The organism is Aureibaculum koreense (assembly GCF_034296135.1).
GTDB lineage: Bacteria > Bacteroidota > Bacteroidia > Flavobacteriales > Flavobacteriaceae > Aureibaculum.
On sequence record NZ_JAXKVV010000020.1, the window covers coordinates 1 to 22,489 of the forward strand.

Consider the following 22,489-nt stretch of genomic DNA (forward strand, 5'->3'; position numbering starts at 1 on the left):
TTTATCGGTTTGGTTGTTATTTACAATTATTGAGGGTTCTCCCGTATAGAAGCTAACTCATCGAAATAGGGTTAACTAATGATATAAAAAACCTCTATGTAAATGACTTTGCGAATCTAAGGGAGAAGCAAGTTGAAAAGATAAGCAAAAGGCGGAAGTCTTGGTCAATCTATTGAATGCCCACTTTGAAGCTGAACTCAAGAACAGCAAAAAAAATATTGAACTGTGCCATTCATATAGGGTAATCCCAGAAGCTAAACCCAACACTAATGAAGAGGTGGTAGACATTGAACCGTCCTTATTGCAGAAGATTAAGGAATTGAGCGAGGAAGGTTTTGAATTATTAAGACCTATAGACGGTGTCATAAAAGGCTATTATCTGAAATACGTGTTTGTATACGACTATTTCAATTTTTTCCGTACGTTGAAATCTACAATGGACGTATGTATTCTCCCTTTAAAGGGAAGAATAGATATGACCTTAGATTTTAGGAACAAAGAATCTAATGTAATCAATGTTTTGGAATTTGCTAAAGACCTAATCCCATCAGAGGAAGCCACTTATTTAGATGAAATGCGAAAACTTATGTCGACCAAAAAAAAGGGTTCAATCTGCAATGAATAGAAGGATAATCTCTTATAACAATACAATAAAAATAATGATGAAATCAATATATAAGTTTTTAGGGAAAACATCCGATAAAAAAAAGGGCGTTTTCTCAAATAATTTATGCCTTTTTTATATCTTTAACACGTCATTATATTTCATAAAATACAGGTAAATTTTATGATTTTTTTGTTCAAAAAAAATTAATTGTCGCTAAATTTAACAAACTCCAATATGTTTTTCTTTTTAATATTCTTGTTAAAGTTGTAATTTTTAATTGTCATGAAAAATTCAATAAAAGATAAATCCTCTAAAAATTCGCATAGGCTATTAATAGTTGAGGATAATCTATTTTTAGCAGATGCTATTAAAATGATTATCAAAATACTATCTCAAAAAGAGTCATCTCTAAGATTTATTGTTGAACAAGCTTCGGATTATGAAAGTGCCGTTACTAAAATCAAAGAAGCCAGAGATATTGACGTCTTTGATCTCATCATTTTAGACATTAATCTTGGAAAATCAGGAGGTGGTGAACGAAAGTCTGGAGAAGAAGTAGGTGTCTTAATAAGAAATTACAATTCAAAAGCCAAAATTATTGTGTTTACATCTTATAGCGATGGTCTTAGAATAGATTCTATAATTAAAAATATTAATCCTGAAGGGTTTTTGATAAAAGATGGCACGACTGATCATAATATGTTCCAAGAAGTAATACTAAAAATTATTAAAGGAGAAACTTACTATTGTAATACTGTTGCAGAAATACTTAGAAAAACAAGAAAAATAACGCACAAACTTGATGCTATTGATATAAAATTATTGTATCAATTGTCCATTGCTACTAGAATGAAAGATATTCCTAAATATATCCCGTTAAAACTTAGTGGTGTTGAAAAAAGACGACGGCGTTTAAAAGAAACTTTTAATGTTGAAAGTGACAGGGATTTAGTCCTTAAGGCAAAGGAAATAGGATTCTTGTGATTAACATTAATAATGTCCAAAAAGTAAGGGAAAACCGTACTGTTTGGGTGGGAAAATCTTCATGTTTTTAATTTATTCTACATAATTTTATAATCGATCTTAATATAAAAAATTGTCAATTTTATAAAACTAAAAGGTTCAAATATTATTTATAATTTATTTGCAATTGTTCTAATAAAATGGGCGATTTCTAAAAATTCCTAAGATTTTATAATTGACTTGAATTATTAAGTAAGAATTATTGAATGAGAATTAGTTAGTTCAAATAGATGAGAAAATAGATTAAACTTTTATCTCACTTAAAAATAGACTTTCTTAGGTTTTCATTCAATCTCTAAGAATAATTAATTATAATCTAAAACATTGCAACATGAAAGCCAAAATTACACTTCTAGTTAGTTTTTTAGCATTTACAAGTATTTTTTCTCAGGTAAAAGAAAAAGAAATCTTTTCTAGAGATAAAAATGGAAAACCAAACTTTGTTAAATTAAATGAAACAACTATTTCAGATGAAGTTCAAACCGTTGAATCATTTTTAAAAACCGTATATGAAGCGGACAATAGTATTGATTTTAAATACATTGAAAATTCGACAATCAATGATTCTGGATTGAAAAGTGAAAAATTACAACAATTCTATAAAGGATTAAAAGTACAGTTTGGTATTATAAACACCGTCTTTAATAACGGTAGGTTGAAAGTATTTAACGGTCAATATCTTCCGATTAAAGATCTAAATGTTAATCCTAAAATTTCAGAAAAATCAGCTCTCAATTTTGCTTTAAACCATGTTGGTGCTGATAAATATATTTGGGAAGACCCTGCCTACGAAGAAATGATAAAAATGAAGGAAAAAAATTCGGATGCTACTAATTACCCAAAAGGTGAATTGGTAGTCATAGATAAGGACTATTCTTTCGAAGAATCTAACCCAACACTTGCTTACAAATTCGATATTTATGCAATAAATCCAATTAGTAGAAATCACTATTATGTAGATGCTTCTTCAGGTGAAATTATTCTCGTTGACGCGTTGTTAAAACATGTTGGAGGTCCTGCGGACACAAGGTATAGTGGACAAAGAACAATCGAAACAGAACAAGTAGGCTCTGAATATATATTAAATGATGTAACACGAGGAAATGGAATTCATACGCTCGATATGAATAATGGAAGTAACTATACTAACGCCTCAGATTTATCCGATAATAATAATAATTGGACAAATTCTGAATATAACAATACAAATAACAAAAATGCACTACTAGATGCACATTGGGGAGCGATAAAAACATATGATTATTTTTATAATAAGCATAATAGAAATAGTATTAATAATAATGGGTATGAATTAGAAAATTATGTTAACGCTGATTTAACGGGCTTAGGATATATTAATAGCGATAATGCATTTTGGGATGGAAGTAAAATGACTTATGGAATTGGAACAACACTTAACCCACTAGTATCAATAGATATAATAGGTCATGAAATAGGTCATGGCCTAGATCAATTCACATCTAATTTGACGTATAACAGAGAGTCTGGGGCTATTGATGAGGGACTTAGCGATGTTTGGGGAGCAATGGTGGAATTTTACGCAGAACCCAGTAAGTCAACTTATTCACTAGGAGAGGATATAGGTTTTACTATTAGATCCATGTCTAACCCAAAATCTCATAGTCAACCTGATACATATGGAGGAACTTATTGGAGTAACCCGAATTGTGGAACCCCAAGCAATGCTAATGATTATTGTGGTGTTCATACAAATAGTGGCGTTTTTAATCATTGGTTTTATCTCTTAGCAGAAGGAAGCTCTTCGACAGACGAAATTAATGATAATAATGATACTTTTAGTATTCAAGGAATTGGAAAAGAAAAAGCAGCCAAAATTGTTTATAGGGTACAAACTACCTATTTTACTTCTTCAACTAATTTTCAACAAGCGAGAGCCTTTACAATCCAAGCAGCTGAAGATTTATATGGAGCGAATTCAACTGAATCCGTCACGGTTTGTGGATCTTGGTATGCAGTTGGGGTAGGTAATAACAATTGTCAAACTAATGCAGAAATATCTGGAGATGATACCATATGTTACAACGTATCAAAAACTTACAATTTATCAAATGCTAATGCTGTTTCTTGGCAAACATCATGGAACCTCCAACTTATATCGTCTACTAGTTCTAGTATTACTGTAAAACCATTCAATGATCCTGCTATTAGCGGAGCTGGTTATGTTGAGGCCAATTTGGGGGTTGGAAGTATAAGAAAAGATATTTGGGTGGGTAAGCCATCTGTTGATTATATTGATTTTGCAAATGGAATTGGAGGTTCATATTTTTGGTGTTCTAGCCATACCGGAAATACTTATGAAATTTCTCCCAAACTATCTGGATCAACGTATCAAATGAGATTACGTAAATATCCAAGTTTACAAATTGTTTACAGCCCATCAACAAACTATTCGGGAAATACGGGAACATTCAATTACACGCCTACTCCTGGATGGTATGTTTTTGAAGTTAGAAGAACTAATTCTTGTGGTACTTCAGATTGGTTCGGTTTTGAAGTTGAATTTGTTGATTGTACAACTGGCGGTGGTGGCGAAGGTGAATATTTTGTTTCACCAAACCCAACTTCGAATATTCTAAATATAAAAAAATTAAATAAAAATAGTAATGCTGAAAAACAAAATATTAATAACCAAAACTCTTTTTACAAGCTATATAGTTTTAATTCAAATCTTGTGCTTGAAGGAAAAATAGATGATAAATCTATAAATATTGATATTTCCTCATTCAAAAAAGGAAGATATATATTGAGAATAATTTCTGGCGAAAAATCGGAAGTACATCATCTAATTTTTGAATAAGAGTAAAGAACTTTAACATAGGAATTCTTAATTTCTATGTTAAAGTTTTAAATAAATTCTTAATTAATGTAATTTTATGCAACCTTTCGCTCAAAAATGAATCATAAATAAAACTAATTAATACTATGAAAATAATCAAACTGTATCTTTTTTTATTAGCTCTTATTTGTAGCTGTTCAAGTGATGACTCTAATAGTAGTGAGAAATGGATTGAAGTTAATAGTAATACGTTCAACGATCTGGTAGATGTTGAATTTTTGAATGAAAATTTTGGTGTTATTGGTGGGGGTATAGGAACTCTTTTGAAAACTGAAGATGGTGGAAAAAATTGGCAACCATTGAATGTTGGATTAAATGATTCATTTTTTAAAGTTTTTATTCTAAGCGAAAATGATTTTTTTACCTCAAGAATTGGAATTTATAGAACTAAGGATGGTGGTGAAACCTTTGTTGAATTAGGCAATTCGAGTGGTTTTGGAAGTTCCATTTTTGACATTCATTTTTTTGACTCAAGTAATGGTATTATTTGTAAATCAGGCACATTGTATAAAACAAGTGATGGTGGAAATTCTTGGAATAACGTTTATAATGAGTTTGGATTTGCTAATAAGTTAATGTTTCCATCCAATAAAGTAGGTTATTTGGGTGGTGGAAACAATTTTGATAATGTTAATTTTGGAGAATTACATAAAACTATCGATGGAGGAGAAAACTGGAGTGAAATTACATTACCATCAGAAATGGAAAATTCAAATATTACATCAATATATTTCTTGACTGAAAATATAGGATATTTATCAAATGTAAACAATAATTTATATACAACAAAAAATGGTGGATTACATTGGAATAAAATATCAAGCAATCATAATTTTAGGGATATGGTATTTATCGATGAACTTACAGGATATGCGATTGGGGGGAGTTCAATTTTTAAAACAGAAAATGGAGGTTTAGATTGGGCGAAAGATTACAATGATAATCAGATTATATTATCATCAATTACAAAAACGCCAAATAATAGAATTTTTGCAGTAGGTAATAATGGTAAAATTTTATCAATGAAATAGAAAGTTATCTACGAAGGAATACAAAGTTAAACATAACGAAAGTTGTAATAAAAGTATAAATTCCATTGGACTAAACTTTGGACAAAACGTAGCATTCCTAAGATGATGTATTACAGTCATTTAAATCAGAACTGAGCTAACATAAATTATTGAATCTAGTAGAGCAATATTATTAAAAGCCGTTAGAATACTTCCACGCACTATGAGCTTTTTGAAACGAAAAAGCAACAATCTCCAACCCAAACCCAAAAAACATTTTTTTAGCCAAAAATAGGATTCCCTTTCAATGTGCTTCTCACAGAATATCGGAAGCATATTGAAAGGGAATTTTAGTGTTAAATATCTCTATCAAAATAGAGTAAGGTAATTATCTTGGAAGCTTAGTGTCACAAAATATTTCTTTAAATATTTCGCAAGGATCCGTATCAATAGCCAAAGAAATCAAATATAATTCCTCTGCTCTCAATTTTGTCTTTTTGTTAGAGCTTAATTGACTAATTCTAGATTTACTGATTCCCGTTCTCCTTGAAACTTCTGCTTTATTAATTGATTTCTTAGCTAAGTACAGCCCTAATTCTGTCATTTGAATGTTTGCGTTTTATATACATAAATATAGATATTATAAACAAACGTTTGTTAAAATTATCTATTTGTATAGAAAATAGATATATTTTTTATACATTAGTATCGAATTTCTAAACAATTGTATGTAAATATTAAACAAAATAATTACAGATGGAAGCAAAAATCATCAATTTAAACAGGATAGAATCCCCAGAAACGATTAAAGAGGTCGTTTCAAAAATAGTTAATAGCGTTAATGTAAACCATGTTTACTTAACTATAAAAGAAAATAAATCTCCAATCAACTACTATTTTACCATTATCATCGAAGAAATGGCAAAACGGTTTAAAGAACGTATCAAAGGTGTGTTAGATGACTGTGTTAAAATGTATCCGGACTGTTATCTAAGGTTCTTTACGCTACATAATATCCAAAATGAAACGAATAATGGAAATACATTCTTTTTAAACCATTGTACAGAAGATAGGCTTATCTATTGTTATACTATTTATAATAGCAATTGGTTATTTAAAAAAATAGATTTTTCTCTGTTAATAAAAACAGCCAATGAAAATTACATAAAACGTAGGGAGAAGATATTGGCCTTTAAAAAAGGAGCGGACTTGTTTTTAAAAGAACAGGATTATGGACAAGCAGCTTTTATGTTACATCAGACTATAGAGCAGAGTTTTATAACGGCAGAGTATTTTTTAATGGGGACAAACTTTACAGGACATTTGATAAGCGACCATCAGACATTTATGGGAAACGTAAATACAACATTTGGAAATATATTCCCTCGTAAAACCAAAAAACAGACAAAGCTATTGAACAAATTAAATCAAGCGTATGTCAAACCTAGATATGCCCTGAATTACAACATAAACAAGAAACAAGTTGAAAAGATAAGCAAAAAGGCAGAAGTCTTGATAAAGCTGTTGGATACCCACTTTGAAGCAGAACTCAAGACCTGCAAAAAAAATATTGAACTTTACCATTCAATTACAGTAATCCCAGAAGCTAAGCCTGATATTAAGGAGGAAACGGCAAGTGGTGAACAGTCCTTATTGCAAAAAGTTAAGGAATTGAGCGAAGATGGTTTTGAATTGTTAAAACCCATAGGTGGTGTTAGAAAAGGTTACTATCTGAAATACGCATATGTCTATGACTATTTCAACTTGTTCCGCACGTTGAAATCTACAATAAACGTATGTATTCTCGCTTTAGAGGGACGAATAGATATGACCCTTGATATTAGGAACAAAGAATCCGATGTAATAAGTGTTTTGGAATTTGCTAAAAACCTAATTCCAATGGAAGAAGCTACTTATTTAGATGAAATGAGAAAACTTATGGCCGAGGTTAAGAAAAATAATGATAAGGTATAAAAGTCATAGAGCTGGTCATCCAACTCCTACCCTATTATCGTAAGTACAAATTAGACTACATTAATGAAATTTTACAAAATAACTTACAAAGATGAAAAACAAAAAAAAGAATAAACAATCGAATAAGGAAAAACTGGAAGCTATCAAAGGGCTTTTAAATCCAAGAAAGCGGAAGACATATTATAAAAACAATCGTAAACCTTCGCAGGAAGTAACTTTTATGGTCAATAACAATAGTGAACTTCGCTTTGTAATTTCCTGTCTTTTAAGGGCAAGTATAGCGGCATTGGAGACGGAAGGAACGTCAAACTCGCCCAGATTGCCTTACTATACAAACGAAATGGCTGTTGTGACCTTACTTGAATTAATTGACAATATTCTGCCCGACGACCAATTGGAAGCTTATGATTCAATAGAAAAGTTATTGCTATCGGAAGAAAAGGGTTAAAAATTCTAAGCACAGAAGCCGTGAAATTGATGAAATTTTCAATAAAAAATAAGAACCTAGTGTAATAAGGTAAAATCATTTTAGCGATTTGGCTTTTGGGAAGGCGTAAGTGCAAGATGTGCTTTTGTTGCCACAAAAACAACCTTGTCTGCTCGCGATGGTCGCAGGGCTAAAAAGTCTTTTAAGCCGGAAAAAATAAACGTTTTTAAACTTGTGGATTTAGAGGCTGGTTTATGCGGATGAGAATCCACCAGTTTAAAAATGAACCAAATCCGCCCAAGTGGATACGGTAGTTTTTACTCATTCCAAATTGATACAAAAAGCAATAAATTTAATGAATTGTTACAGTTTTGCTGTAAATAATTGCCTGTTTATAAGGCTTTCAGAGTTTTTTACAGTAAATACTTTATTTGAACTCGACTTTAAAATGATTGCAACTCTTTAATTTACAAGGGTTTGCGAAGCAAAATATACTAGTAGCGCTGCTTTAGCACGCTACCCTCTTGCTTCTCCCCGTTTGCAAAAGCAAACCGCAAATGAAAGCAAATAGCAAACTATTTGCCTTAAATATTTCCTGCAAAAAATAAAAAATCCACTAGATTTGTAATATTTAATAATAGATTTATCTAATATGATACGTTTACTCATCATTTAAAAAAATTTAGCGAAATATGAAAATTAAAGAAGGAGAAGAAATTATTAAGGAATATTATTTCAGCAAAACAAAAGACGATTTCCATAAAGGAATTCTAACAAATTATCGCTTAATTTTTACAACAAAAAGTAGTGAAGAAAATTATCCTTTATCCAAACTAACTTCTGTAAGAACGGAAAAAGAGAAAAGTGGGTTTCGTTCTAAAGTGCTAGGATTTTCAGTTCTTGCGATGCTTACCCTTCTAATTGTTACTGGAATTATGATTTTTGGAGAAAGTAATCCAAATTGGGAGGAAATAAGTTATTTAATCCCAATTTATTTAATTTTGATTTGGCTTATCAGGTTTGGTCTAAAACCAGACAAGATAACGACTAATCTTGTCATTACTCAAATGGGAGGTACCAAAAGATATACAGGTATAAATAACAGAAATTTACAAGATTTTATCGACAAAATAAATGAACAGCTTATTTAAACACAATAGAATATTATTAAATGCTTCTACCAATTAATTCACTAATTAGAAATCCACCAATGCTACTTGAACCTAATCAAGTAGTTACCTTTAATGGACTTAGATATTGTGTTGATATTTGTGATATATCTAGTCAACGTCTTTATGAAAATCTATCTGATTTAACCGACAGAAATGAAATTGAACCGCTGGATTTTCCAAGAATTTTTCTTGATGTGTGGTCAATAGTTAATAATTCCCAAATGTTTGCCAAACTAATTTGCAAAGAATTCCCAATTGATAAAAACGAACCAAAATTGCAAGAATTCCACAAAGCAAAAAACCTAAGGGATTCAAATCAACATATGGAAGAAAGAATTTCTAATGATCGTTCCCTATCTGAATTGCCCGTATTTGGCTTCCTTAGTTGGCGAAAGGTTTATTCGGATTCTGAAAAATTTACACTATCGACAATATATTCTGGTTCATTCACGAATAAAACGGGAGTAAGTATGCCAATTTCAAATAAAAAAGAATTTGAATTAAACGAAAAAATTCAAAAAATTGAATTTACCAATGTCATTCGAGAAAAAGATGAGAATGGGAGTTGGATTTTTAAAGAAGAAACAATAAGTCTTAGTAAATTACTTGCCGACTTGAAAGGTTGGATTAAGCATTTTGACAAATCAATTAATGAACAATTCGAGAAATATGATGTCAGCGAAAAACATGTATCAGATTTAATAATAAAAATGGAGGCAAAGTACGTGGTAAGAAGCAAGGGATAAAAAAACTAACAAGTAGGGCATAACTTTTGTTAAACAAAGGTTTGGGCATGTTTGCAAAGTACTATATCTGTTGCTTATAATAGCAAAAAACTATGAAACATGAATACTATTATTTAACAGAGTTTGGGGAATTTAAATATTTTGATAAAAAAAATCCAGACTTAAAAAAAAGTACTTTTTTAGTACTAGACAGTTCTGTGTGCTTGGATATTGTTAATGTAGTAAATAAAAAAGCTAACAATAAATTATCTAGACGTAAGGCATTTGAAGTTTTAAAATATTCTAAGAAAAAGTCTATGCCTCCTTTCATAGTTTTTGGATTACTTGAATTATCACTTGATAAATTGACATTTAGAATAGATGGAGAAAAGTTCATTGATATGTCAAATAAAATAAATTTTGCATTCAATTTTCCATTAGAAAGACTAAAAAAAAATGATTTTGACTTTTCAAAAAACTTTTACTCTCCTTCAAATTCTAATATAAATGAAAATGCAACTCCAATCATGGAACAGTTATTTATACACTATTCTGCTTTACTAAAAATAAGAGAAATTGCATCGAAGGATTTAAGCAAAGAAAAATCAAAAGAAAACATTGTTTATTTTATTGAATGGATGAACTCTGAATTAGAAATGATATTAGGTATAGAATACCAATTGGCATTTCAAATTTTTGGCGGAAATACAAGTTTTAGATCTATGATCAAAGAAAACTCAGGTAAAGAAAAAACTTTAAAAGCACTATGGGGTACAGCGTGGGACTTATTTCACGCAAGAGTTAGTAGAAATTCAAGTCAATTATCAACAATAATTGGTGAAGATATAAATTCAATTTTTGTCACAAACGACAAAAAATTGTTTCAATTATTAGCTCCTCAAATAGAAATTATGTCTAAAGTTGGTAAAACAAAGATATATATGACTGACGGAAATGCAGAGAATCCACCTCATTTTGATGATTTATTTATAGAGAAACTTAATGATAAAGTTAAATGCATTTTCAACAAACGTGATTTGTCTGATGTGAACTACCCAAATACTGAAATGATAAAAACAATAATTTCAAAATTAGAAGAAAACGTAAACTAATTTGTATAATTAATTGCTTGGTTAACGCCTCCTTGGAAAATCCGAAGGATTCTCCAATAGTTTGTTCCGATTTTCCTAAATTAGTCGATTAAACCAAATAATATGAGAGAATTGGAGATTAAAGATAAACAAAGGTATTTGACTGAAAGCTATCCTTTTGCGGAGGTCCCAGAATTGGCTGATAGAAAAAAATGTATCCACTGTGATTCTAGTATAATTGTTGGCAATTACAAAGTTTTCACAAACGAATTAGGGGAAGAATTAATTTATTGTCCTAATGCACCCGAATGTGATGGAACTGTTATTGACTGGATAGATATTTAAAAAAGTAACATAACTATGGATAAAATATTTGATTCAAAACCTGCAAGGTTTCCAAATAATAATACAGAAGAATACAATTCTGTAATAAAACTATTGGATATTCTAGATAAGAATCAAATAAAACCAGACCCAAAACTAATTGATAAATTCCCAAATACAGATGGTGAATGTTCTATTACGGATAAAGAACAATATCCCGTTGGGAAAATTGAAATACAAATAAAGACCTTACCAGATTCCGAATTAAAATCACCAAAATACCAATGTGATTTACCTTTTCTCAGTCATTGCGAAACAAGTTTGTTGCCCGTAATTCTAATCCCTGTTAATGCAAAAAATGAATTAGCGTACTGGCTCCATCTTGATAGAGAAACTTTGGAAGATTTAGGAAAGAGAATCAAAGGAGAATCCATTGTAGTTCACATTCCAAAACAAAATATAATTACAAGAGATAATACTGAATATATTGAAAAGTGGACAAGAATAGTGGAAACCTATATTCGGAAAAAGATCGATTCTGATACCCAGGAGAACTATAAAAAGAAGTATGAAGAATTATATAAGATACTTGAAATTTTCCCAAAACCAATTCACTCAATCGGGGAAGACAATTTAAAAAGCATCAATATCTTTATTGATACCTTAAATAATTCATTAGATAATGATTTTAGGTCAGTTAAAGAAGTCGTATTCTCAGGCTTTTGGAAAATCAGTATCACCTATACTGATTTTAACGACGATAGAATTTCATATGCAATCATTCCCATAAAATACGGAGATAATAACTTGTTAATTAGGGAAGTTAGTTCAATGCCCCCCTTGGTTCGTGATAGAATGGCAAGAACAGTTACTTCCCATTATAAAGAGAATCCTATAAAAGATAAACCAGTTGATTATGCATATAGTTTAATTAAGAATGAAACTTTGGAGGTCATTAAAAATCAAAGTTTAAAATTAGTTTGTAATCAACTTGTATTTGAATATTTAACAGATTTCTTTGACTATGCTAAAAGGATATTACCAATATCCGATAAAGAAAATTTTTCGGTTAATGAATTCAGGAAAATAATAACTGAGTATTTGCCGATTTGGATTGAAGAATACAATAACTTTCAGAATAAACCATTAATTGATTCCTCAATATATTTCGATATTGAAGAAGTCTTCTGGCATACTTTTGATAAGGACAAAGATAGCATTACTGAGAAGGCAAAGGTTCGTTTTAAAAACATGGACTTTTGCAATTTAAAAATAGTAGATACAAGCAAGATTTTCTCGTTTAAGTATATTATAGATTCTTTGACTTTATTACAAAATCTTAAAATCAATAATATTGGTAGACCATATCCGAAGAAAATCTACTCAAACGATTCAGGTTTTGTATGGAGTTGGTACACACCTGAAACTGCATTTGAAAAATTATCATTTGTATTTGAAGAACTTCCAAAAGTTTACGATATGTTTATTGAATCGTTTTTTCCAAAACTTAAACAGGAACTCAAATATTATTCGGAATTCAAACTTTTAATAATTAACTTAAAATATGGTTCTGAATTTAAAACATTTCAAGACTCACCAAGCATCGAAATGTTTTATTTAGATACGGTGGAAGAAATATTACCTAAGACAAAAATATTTCTTAATTCGATTGACTGTCCAATAAAATGGCAAAATCAATATGAGAATTTTGAAAATGATATAGAAATTGAAGAAGTAAAATATCAACTTAAATCAAGTTCTGGTGGAGTGTTAGACTATTTATATGATAAATTTACACTTCGAGAATATTTATATAAAACATTACAAGAACGATTTGAGAAATATTTTAAAACTAAAACAAGTGAATAAAATCTATGGCTAACATTTTGTATAAGTAATGACAGACGAAGTGCTAAACATCAAGCATTGTAGCCCGCTTAAACTGCGTAGTAGTTTGACAGGAAACTATCAGGCAATCGCCACTACTCTTACAATTTACCGTTATGTACAATTTGAATGAATGAATTATTAAAGAAATTATCGAAAGAGATTTTAAGCGGAACAGAAGTTGGTGAAATAATAGGAAATCCAAAAGACTTTCCAATTAGATTAATTGAGAAATTATCAATTGAGACAGCTCTGAATTATTGGAATGGAAAAATCGATTTTGAAGAAGGGGATTGTATAATGAATAATCTTCAAGGGTTTTGGGTAACAAATGACCACTATTGCCAAAATTTCGCTTTTGGAAAAATACCTTGGGCTTGTTATGAGGCTTTTGATGCAGGGGAATATTTAGGGACTACCGACAATTCGGATATTGACCCAGTGGAAGTCTATACAAAGCCAATGATTTATAAATTATTAAGAGAGATTAAACTAATAAACTAAATGTAAAAGACAGGACGAATAGTGCTTAAACAAAGGCTTGGGGTGTTTATGAGGTCACCAAATCTTTTGATCCGCTTAAGAAAAGAAGATTAAACAAAATACAAAATATTTTGCTCGGAAAGGGCGATACTTATCACCTCCTTATTACATTAGCAAATTTGTAATGTTCAAAAAAAGTAAATAAATAAATCCAATGTTACCAAACAAAATAAGAAATGAAATAGTATATAAGAATAGGCAATGTGATTTGTTTTTTAAAAGCGATTCTTTTTCAAATGATGAATTGCATTCTGAAATTGAAGTCGCATCATTTCTTGATGATGACTACGAAGTATTTAGAAATTCCGATTTAGAATATCCAGATTTTCAAATTTATAAGGTATTAAGATTAGATAATGAATTTGTAACAAAAGGTCAACCGTTAGTCGTTATTCAAAAAGGTAAACCAAAACTTTATCAAACAGTTTTTAAAAAGATTCCTATTGGCTCTCCTGTGTGTGCACCTGAAAATGGTATTTTTAAAAGTTTTATAAAAAAAGGTGATTCCATTAAAGATGGTGAAAAACTATTTTCTATCATGCCACTTTCAAAAGACGACTCTAATAATTATTGCGAAAACCCAATCTTTAAATATTACTTTAATGAATATGATGTTCCAGCAGAAATAAGAAAAAATATTGACAAAATATGGCACCCCTTAGACAAACCTATATATATTAATTCTTGGCTAGTTAAAAATGGGGAATATGTTACAAAAAATACACCGATTCTAGAAATCAATTGTGGTAATATTGTCAAAACATATTATACATATATTCTTAATAGCATTTCCGATGGTTATATTGAACATATTAAAAAAGTTGATAATGAATTTAAACATTCGTCTGGGATTATTGAACAAAACGAACATATTTACACCTTATATAAGACCAAAACTGAAAAATACTATAATAAATCAATCATCGAAAAAGATGATTTCACAAACACAAAAACTATAAAATGGGAAGTCATTGGTGGATTGGAAAGACCATTTAATGTAAAAGATTATAATCCAATTGCAGGAATCCAGTCTATCTCGATTACCGGTGAAAGTTTATTTTTTGCTTTTCAAAATATAAATGGTAAAGATTTCATTGTTTTTAACTACTTCTCCCATGAGTTCAAATTATTTAAAGGTGATAAAATTTCTTTTTTATTTGACAATGAAATAATTATCAATTTTCTCATTAAAGAACGAACCAAAAAGTTAAAATCAAATTGGAAACTATTAAATGAGATTAAAATCCCAATTAGTATCGAGGAATTAGAAACATTTTCAAATTTCAAATTAAAAAAATGGAAAATAGAACTTAAAAAAACAAATTCGATTATAACGGGTGATGATGGGAATTTTTGGTATAAGAAAGTAGATTTTCAAGAATTGATTCAAAATCTATCTTCTGAATACAAAAAAATTGTCAAAATTGAAGTTGACAATTATCAACCAATTCAGTCATTTAATAAAGAAATTATGCAGATTAATCAGATTGATGAAAAATGTTTTGTTTACTTAATGGTAGATACAACGAACAATTATCATAAAATTGGAATTTCAAATAAACCCGAATACCGCGAAAAAACTCTCCAAAGTGAAAAACCAACAATTGTATTGCTGGCAACAAAGGAATTTCCAATCAGACAAATTGCCGAAGCTTTCGAAAAAGCACTACATGATACATTTGCAAATAAAAGAATAAGAGGCGAATGGTTTGAATTGACTGATAATGATATTAAAAATTTAATGATTACGTTAGAAAACTAATTTAAGCAGTAGAAATCTGAGACTGATAGGCAAGTGTCGGTTTTTATTTCTATCAGTAAAAAGAACTAGCTGATAAATAATGAATCAAATTAAAATTCAATAAATTTAATTAGAATACTAAAATGTTTATATTTGTATCCAACGAAAGAATTTTTGACATAATTAATTATAATAGGTTCACAAATCGTCAACATAGATAGTGAACTTTAGCAAGATAGTGATTCTGGTTGGCTTGAGCATACTAGGTTCAGAACCCAGCCCGGTCACAAAATTTGTAAAAAAAAGTTAAGCTATTTTAGCTTAACTTTTTTAGTTTTACATAGTTTTAATGCACATGTGGCGGAATTGGTAGACGCGTTAGCTTGAGGGGCTAATATCCATTAGGATGTGCAGGTTCAAGTCCTGTCATGTGTACAGTTTTTTAAATTCCAATATTTTAAATAGCGAATTACAAATATTATTGAAATCATTTGTAATTTGCTATTTGTTTTTTGGAGCTTTTTTAATTTGGTATCTTTTTTGTAAACAATTAACAAAATTTTTTACTTAATTATTAGTATTATTGCCTTATGCAAAAAATAATACCCACTTTTCTTAGTCTTTTTTTGTGTATCAGCACTTTGGTTGCTCAAAATGAAGATTTTAACCCTCAAGATTCAATTAAAATCTTAAAAGGTAGAATTATCGATGTAAACGATAAAACGCCTTTGCAAAGTGCCCACATCGTTAATTTAAACTCTGCAGAAGGCACAATAACCAATACTAATGGTCATTTTGAAATCCCCGCACAAGCCAACGACACACTCCATATTTCCTACATTGGTTACCAATCCATTAAATTAAAAATTACCAATGACCTCTTACGGGGCAATGAACTTGAAATAGCCATTCACGAGAAAACATTGGATATTGATGAGGTTACCGTAAAAGTCCATAACTTGATAGGTGTATTGGAAATAGATGCCAAGAATGTACCTAAAGATAGCTATTCAAGGATTCATATTGAAGGTTTGCCACAAACTTATGAAATAGGCAGACCAAAAGAAAGAGATTATTCAGGGGTTGGTGCGGCACTATTTAATCCTGTCGATTTTTGGTATAACAAATTTGGAAAAAAGCCCAAAGAATTAAAAAAATTGAAAAAACTCAAAGAGCAAGATAACTCTCGCGATATGATGGAAGAAAAATTCAGTAGGGAAATTTTGATGGATTATATGGATATGAGCAGAAAAGAGCTAGATGATTTGCTTAAAGAGTGTAATTATTCAAACAGTTTTGTAAAAAAAGCAAGTGATCTTCAAATAATAGAGGCCGTTTTGGAATGCTACGAAAACTACCGTGCCATTAAAAAAGGTACTGTAACCAAGGATAAAATTAGGGTCAACGATCAGGAAAAAAACTAACAAAAAAAGAGGTCAATTGACCTCTTTTTTTGTTGTTGAACATATATTCGTTTAGTTATTTCCTAAAATCAAAGGTAATCCATCTTTACTGCTTCCAACAATTACCACTTTAGAATTAGGCGATTTAGACAATTCTAACGTTGCTTCAATACCTTTGTCCTGTAATATCTTATCGGTTAAAGATGCACTCAATATTTTATTGGCATCAGCTTTACCTTGTGCTTCAATACGTTGTTTTTGAGCTTCTTTATCGGCCGTTACCAATCTAAATTCATATTCTAAAGATTCTTGTTCCTGTTTTAATTTTCGCTCAATAGCTTCTTTAATAGTTGGTGGTAAGGTTACATCTCTAATTAAAATTTGGTTTAATTGTATATATTGGTCGTCAACTATTTTACTTGTCTCTTCATAAATTTCAACTTGAATGGCATCTCTTTTACTTGAATATAACTGTTCGGGTGTGTAACGTCCAACTACACTTCTTGCCGCTGAACGAATTGCCGGCAATAATATGCGTTCAATATATTGTTCACTTTTTTCTTGATGCAATTTACCTAAAGATTCATATTTAGGCTGAAACCAGGCCGAAGCATCCAATTTTATATCAAGTCCATTAGAAGATAGCACATCCATTTTTTCAAATACTTCTTGCTGTCTTACTTCATATATATATACCTTGTTCCATGGTGCTACAATATGAAAACCCTCTCCCATGGGAGGCTGATCCGTTACTACACCTTCACCGAATCGTTTCCATAATACCCCGGCCTGACCGGCTTCTATGGTAACAAACGCTTTAGAAAATAAAATAATAGCGATAATTACCAAAAATATAATTGGTAAAATTGCTTTAGGGAAGTTTAATTGATTACTGCTCATTGTATTTAGTTATTAGTTAATAGTTATTGATTATTCGTGTTTTGTGCCAAATTTACGATTAATAAACCATTTTAGTAGTCTCTTTAGCATCCATCTTTATATTCACAATCTTCGTTGGAGGATTCCAATTCGAGCGTAACGTGTTCAATTTCAAAATCATCATGTAACAATTTTCTGATTTTTTGCTTAATACTTTGCGTATCGTTGATGGAGACAGAACTATCGTTTAAACTCACATGCAATGAGCACAAATTATATTCACCATCTAAACTCCACACATGGCAATCGTGTATTTCATTGATTTCAGGCATATTTTTTAATTGATTGCGTATAGCTTCAACCGAGATTTGCTTGGGTGTGCCCTGTAAAATTATTCTTAGCGTTTCTTTAATATTTTTAAAAACATTGAATAAAATAAACGCCGCAATCAATAGTGAAAGAATGGGATCTAAAATTGGGATATCCCAAAATTGCATAACAATACTGGCAATCAGCACCGCGGCCCAGCCAAGCACATCTTCCAATAAATGTAGCGATACCACACGCTCGTTCATTGAAGTGCCTTGTTTCAATTTAAAAACCGCAGCTCCGTTAACCAGTATACCCAAGATCGCCAACCACATCATTCCTTTTGCATTTACTTGTTGCGGATTTACCAGCCCCGGAATGGCTTCTTTTATAATAAAAACAGAACCTACAACCAAAACAATGGAGTTAATTATAGCTCCTAATAACGAGAACCTTTTGTAACCGTAAGAAAATTTTTTAGTAGCTCCTTTATTTGAAAGTTTTTGAAAATACCATGACAAACCTAAGCTCAAACTATCGCCTAAATCATGTAAGGCATCTGACATTATCGCTAAACTGTTGGTATATATACCACCGATAAACTCAATAATGGTAAATACCAAATTTAAGAAAAAGGCAACTTTTATATTGCCAGTGTTATGATGGTGACCATGTTGATGTGCCATATTCTATATTTTAAATATATGACGTTCGTTTTTGCATAAAGATGCAATGACTATTACTGAATTGCCATGTAATATTCCGCGTTTTCTAAAAATTCTTTGAATGAAAGTTCTTCTTTATCGTTTTTTATTTGATCCTTAATAAAAAACCTACCCTCCTCACGATTCCAACCTAAAACGATACTCTTATAATTTATTGCGAAATATAATTTATAAACTTTATTTAGATGTACCATCAGCTTACTCAAATCTTCCATAGTATTGAATTGACCATCTTCGGCAATAAATTGGTCGACAACTTCTTTATCTTTTTCTGAAATGGTATCAAATTGCCTATCTTTTAAATAAGTTAAGGTCTGCTCATCATTTAATTTGTCAATTACCTCATGCTTAAAGCCATACAGAAATATATTATTTTCATTATTATATTCTTTGATCTTATAAGTAAGCAAATTGCCTTTGTGAAACATCCCAAAAGGAATTAATTTAATAGTTACCTGTGTATCCGTACCAGTTCTAGGGATATCCGCTACTATATAAAATACACTATAAAATGAGGGTTCAACGTGGGTAGTATCCGAAATAAAATCTGTAATTCCGAAATTTTTGGGTAGCACACCTACCAGATTTTTGTTTGAAGAGATACCCCTATTAAAATGCCTAAATTTTGTGTTTTGTAAAATGGTATGATTGCCATTTTTCTCTTTGTAAGCCCCTGCTGTGGTTTGTTGGTAAAATCTGTTAATTTGCAAATAACCTTTTTCCGTGTCATCAATTACAACATTAGAATTCATCGTATCTACCCATTCCTCCCATTCTTGCCAACCTTTATTGTCTAAAAAATCTTGGACGTCATTACCTTTAAGGTCATCTTCACTTAAAACTCTTTGCCATAATCGGACACGTAAAGATTCTTTTTGCTGTGCATAAACAAAACCGCCTAAAAAAAATATGAACAAAACTGTAGTTGCTACCTCTCTATTCTTAAATTTTTCCATAATATTTTCTTATAAACCACTCTAAAGTTAAGGATAACAATGTTAGTGCCAACAACCATTTCCAATCTATTAAAGATTGTATTTGTTGTTTACTTTTTTGGATGGTTTTATATCGATTTTCTTGTAGCAGCTTTTCTATTAAAAGCTCCGTTTTATAAATATGTGCAGAATATCCATCAGAGGATGCTGCCAAAAGTTTTAAATCTGTTGCATTGGCAGTGGTTAATTGTTGTTCTATGTCATATGACAGCACGCTAAAACTACCATACTTAGTAGTTGTTCTATCTTCTGTTTGAACAGAAAAACTATAATCCCCTGGCTTTAAATCTTTAAAAACCACTTCATAATGATTATTCTTCAGGGTAAATGGAATTTTAGTGTTCTCATTAGTAGATTTATTAGTCAACGATAATACCAAACTTGCACTATTGTCAAATACATATGTTGCGTCAAAAAACTGTGCTTTTATTACAATATCTTGATTTGCATAATTAAATGGCTGATATTCTATTTCTAAACGGTCATATTTTCTGGTTGAAGATAAATATTGAATTAATTTGTTGAAGAAATTGTCAAACTGCTGAAATGAATTTTGTTGTAAATGGCTTTGCATTCTCCATTTCCAAATATCGCTACCTAACAATATGGCCCCTCGCCTACCATCCACAGAAAAAGTTGCCAATAATGGATTTTCTGTTTCAAAATTTAAAATACTTTGATAGAGTATTGTTTTATGTGGCACATTGAATTTTACTTCTCCAAAAAATCCTTTTAATGGTGTAAACTCCGAAAATTGAATATCTTCAGTTATAAATTCGTCATATTCTGTATTAAAAATTGGCACATAATTTTCTTTTTTGGATACATAGTTTTTAGTAAAAAAAGGCTGGACATTATTTAAGAAATTCCAGTCCGTATCTGGCCCCGTAATAATAAACATATGAGCTTTAGCCGTCTCTATATCTTTAAATATTTTATTAAACTTATTATTTGGTTGATATAGTATAACTAATTGATATTCTTTATATTTATAATCTTTATTTAAATTATTTTCAATAACAATTTTATGTTGCTTATTTGAAGAAATCGATCTTTTCAACATACCAATATCGGGATGATTAACAGTACTTAAAACCAATATTTCAGCTTGTTCATTAACAACCTCAACACTAAAGTTTTTTCGGTTGTTGACTGTATTTTTTTCATTAGCTAACGTGGTAACACTACAACTATAATTTTGAACACCAACGGCATTAGCGTTTAAGTTGAACTGAATTTTCTGCGACGATTTGCTATCGCTGAAAGTCAATAATTTTTTAAATACCACATTACCGTTTTGAGATACCGTAAAGTTCTGATTTATGGTTTTGTCCCCATTATATTGTACAAAAACCTCAACAGGAAAATTATTATTTAGATTGGCATAAGAGTTTACGTTTATTTGACTAATTTTTAAATCGTCGTATTGTAAAGTGTCTCCTACCACCACCGTATAAATTGGGTTTTTTGATTTATAATAGGCGTAATTAGCTCCTTGTGTTTGGTTACCATCGGTAATTAAAATAGTAGGGGCAATATTGTCCTTGTGCAAAGCCTGAAGCTTTTGAAGTGGATTTACAATATTGGTTTGCGAATCGTTAAACCAAAAGGTGTCTTGTGTGTATAAATCATCAGAAAAAGCATAATAATTTATGTCAAACTTTTTATTAAGATCTGAATCTCCCTTTATTTGCTTGACGAATGTATTTATTTTGTCTTGTTCGTTAGCATAAGTAATGGATTTTGAATTGTCAACCAAGACGTTTAGTATAGGCTCAATATTTTCTATTGTGTTCGATTTAATCTTTGGATTTACCAATAAGACAAATAAAGAGAAAATAGATAAAAACCGCAAAAAAGTTAATAGTAAATTGGTTTTACTACGGTTTTTATTTTTATAGTAATACTGAAAAAAAGCCATCATTAATGCAATGATGGCAGCAAGTATTATTAGTAAAATTGTATTTTGAGTCATTAAATAAACTATCTGAATATTTTAAGTTAACATTCCCCCATCAACATTTAAAGTTTGACCCGTAACATAAGCTGACATATCAGAAGCTAAAAACACACAGGCATTGGCAATATCTTCTGGAGTTCCACCACGCTTTAAAGGAATACCATCACGCCAACTTTGCACGGTTTCTTCGGGCAGTGCTCCTGTCATTTCAGTTTCTATAAATCCTGGTGCAATGGCATTACAACGAATATTTCTTGAACCTAGTTCAAGAGCTACGGACTTTGTAAATCCTAAAATTCCAGCTTTTGATGCGGCATAGTTAGATTGCCCTGCGTTACCTTTTACACCCACTACCGAACTCATATTGATAATGGAACCTGAACGTTGCTTCATCATTGGTTTTATAACTGCTTTTGTAAGGTTAAAAACCGATTTTAAGTTTACCTCTATTACTTTGTCAAAATCCTCTTCAGATATACGTAACAATAAGTTGTCCTTTGTAATTCCCGCATTATTTATTAAAATATCAATATTTCCAAACTCGTTAATAACATCAGTTGCCAATTGTTGTGCGGCTTCAAAATTTGCGGCATTGGATTGAAAACCCTTGGCTTTAATTCCATAGGATTGTAGTTCTTTTTCTAATGCTTGAGCCGCTTCTGCCGAAGCATTAAAAGTAAAAGCAATATTAGAGCCATGCTTTGCAAAAACTTCGGCTATGCCTTTACCAATTCCTCTTGACGCTCCCGTTATTAATGTGGTTTTATTTTCTAATAGTTTCATTTAAAATATTTTTAATATTCAAATATAAGGAAA

Annotated in this window: 20 protein-coding genes and 1 tRNA gene; 15 read left to right on the plus strand and 6 right to left on the minus strand. The window is 30.6% G+C overall.

What is annotated here, in order from left to right; translation table 11 throughout:
• Window positions 1-160 precede the first annotated feature (160 nt).
• The 4 genes from UMM65_RS13850 to UMM65_RS13865 all read left to right on the plus strand — a co-directional run bounded on the left by UMM65_RS13850 (window position 161) and on the right by UMM65_RS13865 (window position 5,539).
• Window positions 161-625: a hypothetical protein gene (locus UMM65_RS13850; RefSeq protein WP_321977342.1), complete on the plus strand. Its 465-nt coding sequence runs from the start codon at window positions 161-163 to the stop codon at window positions 623-625.
• 264 nt (window positions 626-889) lie between these two features.
• On the plus strand, window positions 890-1,591 hold the full coding sequence (locus UMM65_RS13855; RefSeq protein ID WP_321977343.1) for a response regulator: 702 nt from the start codon (window positions 890-892) through the stop codon (window positions 1,589-1,591).
• 370 nt (window positions 1,592-1,961) lie between these two features.
• Window positions 1,962-4,469 (plus strand): M4 family metallopeptidase, encoded by a 2,508-nt coding sequence (locus UMM65_RS13860; RefSeq protein ID WP_321977344.1) that lies wholly within the window; start codon window positions 1,962-1,964, stop codon window positions 4,467-4,469.
• 125 nt (window positions 4,470-4,594) lie between these two features.
• On the plus strand, window positions 4,595-5,539 hold the full coding sequence (locus tag UMM65_RS13865) for a WD40/YVTN/BNR-like repeat-containing protein (RefSeq protein ID WP_321977346.1): 945 nt from the start codon (window positions 4,595-4,597) through the stop codon (window positions 5,537-5,539).
• 367 nt (window positions 5,540-5,906) lie between these two features.
• On the opposite strand, the gene UMM65_RS13870 is transcribed toward UMM65_RS13865, so the two are convergent.
• Window positions 5,907-6,122, minus strand: coding sequence for a helix-turn-helix domain-containing protein (locus UMM65_RS13870; protein ID WP_321977348.1), 216 nt, complete (start codon window positions 6,120-6,122; stop codon window positions 5,907-5,909).
• Between the two features lie 152 nt (window positions 6,123-6,274).
• Here UMM65_RS13870 and UMM65_RS13875 point away from each other — a divergent pair, with 152 nt between their 5' ends.
• The 11 genes from UMM65_RS13875 to UMM65_RS13925 all read left to right on the plus strand — a co-directional run bounded on the left by UMM65_RS13875 (window position 6,275) and on the right by UMM65_RS13925 (window position 16,826).
• Window positions 6,275-7,492, plus strand: a complete 1,218-nt coding sequence (locus tag UMM65_RS13875; protein WP_321977349.1) for a HEPN domain-containing protein — start codon at window positions 6,275-6,277, stop codon at window positions 7,490-7,492.
• Window positions 7,493-7,583: 91 nt separating this feature from the next.
• Window positions 7,584-7,940 (plus strand): hypothetical protein, encoded by a 357-nt coding sequence (locus tag UMM65_RS13880; protein ID WP_321977350.1) that lies wholly within the window; start codon window positions 7,584-7,586, stop codon window positions 7,938-7,940.
• A 671-nt stretch (window positions 7,941-8,611) separates the two neighbouring features.
• Window positions 8,612-9,070: a hypothetical protein gene (locus tag UMM65_RS13885; protein ID WP_321977352.1), complete on the plus strand. Its 459-nt coding sequence runs from the start codon at window positions 8,612-8,614 to the stop codon at window positions 9,068-9,070.
• Window positions 9,071-9,129: 59 nt separating this feature from the next.
• Window positions 9,130-9,837: a hypothetical protein gene (locus UMM65_RS13890; protein WP_321977354.1), complete on the plus strand. Its 708-nt coding sequence runs from the start codon at window positions 9,130-9,132 to the stop codon at window positions 9,835-9,837.
• A 92-nt stretch (window positions 9,838-9,929) separates the two neighbouring features.
• A complete protein-coding gene (locus tag UMM65_RS13895; RefSeq protein ID WP_321977355.1) occupies window positions 9,930-10,928 on the plus strand; it encodes a hypothetical protein in 999 nt (332 codons plus the stop codon).
• Between the two features lie 102 nt (window positions 10,929-11,030).
• On the plus strand, window positions 11,031-11,252 hold the full coding sequence (locus UMM65_RS13900; RefSeq protein ID WP_321977356.1) for a hypothetical protein: 222 nt from the start codon (window positions 11,031-11,033) through the stop codon (window positions 11,250-11,252).
• Between the two features lie 15 nt (window positions 11,253-11,267).
• Window positions 11,268-13,100 carry a DUF4365 domain-containing protein gene (locus tag UMM65_RS13905; RefSeq protein WP_321977358.1) on the plus strand — a complete coding sequence of 611 codons (1,833 nt, stop codon included), beginning with the start codon at window positions 11,268-11,270 and terminating at the stop codon, window positions 13,098-13,100.
• Window positions 13,101-13,247: 147 nt separating this feature from the next.
• Window positions 13,248-13,622, plus strand: a complete 375-nt coding sequence (locus UMM65_RS13910) for a hypothetical protein (protein ID WP_321977360.1) — start codon at window positions 13,248-13,250, stop codon at window positions 13,620-13,622.
• A gap of 193 nt (window positions 13,623-13,815) precedes the next feature.
• The gene (locus UMM65_RS13915) at window positions 13,816-15,423 is read left to right on the plus strand and encodes a GIY-YIG nuclease family protein (protein WP_321977362.1); all 1,608 of its coding nucleotides are present in this window, start codon (window positions 13,816-13,818) and stop codon (window positions 15,421-15,423) included.
• A 330-nt stretch (window positions 15,424-15,753) separates the two neighbouring features.
• A tRNA-Leu gene (locus UMM65_RS13920) sits at window positions 15,754-15,837 on the plus strand.
• A 155-nt stretch (window positions 15,838-15,992) separates the two neighbouring features.
• Window positions 15,993-16,826: a carboxypeptidase-like regulatory domain-containing protein gene (locus tag UMM65_RS13925; RefSeq protein ID WP_321977364.1), complete on the plus strand. Its 834-nt coding sequence runs from the start codon at window positions 15,993-15,995 to the stop codon at window positions 16,824-16,826.
• A 51-nt stretch (window positions 16,827-16,877) separates the two neighbouring features.
• Here the strand turns inward: UMM65_RS13925 and UMM65_RS13930 are convergent, their stop codons facing one another.
• The 5 genes from UMM65_RS13930 to fabG form a co-directional block, all read right to left on the minus strand.
• A complete protein-coding gene (locus UMM65_RS13930; RefSeq protein WP_321977365.1) occupies window positions 16,878-17,705 on the minus strand; it encodes a prohibitin family protein in 828 nt (275 codons plus the stop codon).
• Between the two features lie 83 nt (window positions 17,706-17,788).
• Window positions 17,789-18,679, minus strand: coding sequence for a cation diffusion facilitator family transporter (locus UMM65_RS13935; RefSeq protein WP_321977366.1), 891 nt, complete (start codon window positions 18,677-18,679; stop codon window positions 17,789-17,791).
• A 53-nt stretch (window positions 18,680-18,732) separates the two neighbouring features.
• Window positions 18,733-19,674, minus strand: a complete 942-nt coding sequence (locus UMM65_RS13940; protein ID WP_321977367.1) for a hypothetical protein — start codon at window positions 19,672-19,674, stop codon at window positions 18,733-18,735.
• Window positions 19,661-21,688 (minus strand): VWA domain-containing protein, encoded by a 2,028-nt coding sequence (locus tag UMM65_RS13945; protein ID WP_321977369.1) that lies wholly within the window; start codon window positions 21,686-21,688, stop codon window positions 19,661-19,663. The genes UMM65_RS13940 and UMM65_RS13945 overlap by 14 nt, the downstream gene beginning before the upstream one ends.
• Before the next feature lie 21 nt (window positions 21,689-21,709).
• Window positions 21,710-22,456, minus strand: coding sequence for a 3-oxoacyl-[acyl-carrier-protein] reductase (fabG, locus tag UMM65_RS13950; protein ID WP_321977370.1), 747 nt, complete (start codon window positions 22,454-22,456; stop codon window positions 21,710-21,712).
• Between the last annotated feature and the right edge of the window lie 33 nt (window positions 22,457-22,489).